Source organism: Nocardiopsis quinghaiensis, assembly GCF_008638365.1.
Classification (GTDB): Bacteria; Actinomycetota; Actinomycetes; order Streptosporangiales; family Streptosporangiaceae; genus Nocardiopsis; species Nocardiopsis quinghaiensis.
Genome location: NZ_ML703344.1, coordinates 417 through 1,587 on the forward strand (window position 1 = coordinate 417; position 1,171 = coordinate 1,587).

Annotated in this window: 1 protein-coding gene; it reads left to right on the forward strand. The window is 66.4% G+C overall.

Annotated elements, in window-relative coordinates:
- A partial coding sequence (locus FYX01_RS04660; RefSeq protein WP_150237961.1) for an ABC transporter ATP-binding protein occupies positions 1 to 1,054 on the forward strand: 1,054 nt, incomplete at its 5' end.
- Positions 1,055 to 1,171: the final 117 nt, after the last annotated feature.

A 1,171-nucleotide genomic window follows, 5' to 3' on the forward strand; every position in this document is an offset into this window, starting at 1 on the left:
TGAGCATCCCTACACCCAGGCCTTGCTGGCGGCGGTGCCGCGCGTGGAGGTCTCCCGCGCCCAGAGGCGGGCACGCGATCGCGCGGAGCGCGCGCAGCGGACCCGGCAGGAGCAGCGTCGCGGGGCGGGGGTGACCGCGGCGGGCGAAACCGGGGAGAAGGGGCCGGAGGAGGCCTTCGCACCCTTCACCCCGAAACCGAAGGAGGAGCGGGGCGAACCCCTGTTGCGGGTGGGGAACGTCTCCCAGCGGTTTCACGTCCGTGGTGGGATGTGGGGTCGTGCGACGGATTTCTGGGCTGTGAAGGACGTGTCCTTCGATCTGTACCAGGGGGAGACCCTGGGTGTGGTGGGGGAGTCGGGTTCGGGTAAGAGCACGTTGTCGCGGATGGTGATGCGGTTGTTGGAGCCCACCCGGGGCCGGGTGGAGTTCGGGGGCCGCGATATCACGCATATGTCCGAGCGGGAGTTGCGTCCGTTGCGTCGGGACATGCAGATGGTGTTCCAGAACCCGTATTCGTCGTTGAATCCGCGGTTGACGGTGGGTGATGCGATCGGGACGGCGTTGCGGGTGCAGGGTGAGCGTGACGGTCGGAAGGTGCGCCGTCAGGTGCAGGAGCTTCTGGAGCGGGTGGGGTTGGAGCCCGATCACTACAACCGGTTTCCGCACGCGTTCTCGGGTGGTCAGCGTCAGCGGATCGCGATCGCGCGGGCGTTGATCCTGAAGCCGAAGCTGATCGTGTGTGATGAGCCGGTGTCGGCGTTGGATGTGTCCACGCAGGATCAGGTGTTGCGTTTGTTGTCGGAGTTGCAGGACGACTTCGGGTTGACCTATATCTTCGTGGCGCATGATCTGGCGGTGGTGCGTCAGGTGAGTGACCGGGTCGCGGTGATGCGTGCGGGTGAGGTCGTGGAGATGGGGGACAGCGACTCGGTGTATGAGAGTCCGGGCAGCGACTACACCCGCCAGCTGCTCAACGCCGCCCCTGTCCTGGATCCCGACCACGCGCGTGAGCTGCGCGCCGAACGGGTGCGCCAGCGCACCCAGGCGACCTAGCCGGGATGCGGCGGCTCTAGCTGTACTGACTTGAGAGGTTAGGAACGCGGGAGGCGGGAGGGCCACCGATCGCGGTGTGGAACCGGTGGTGATTGTAGTGATGCAACCAACCGGTGA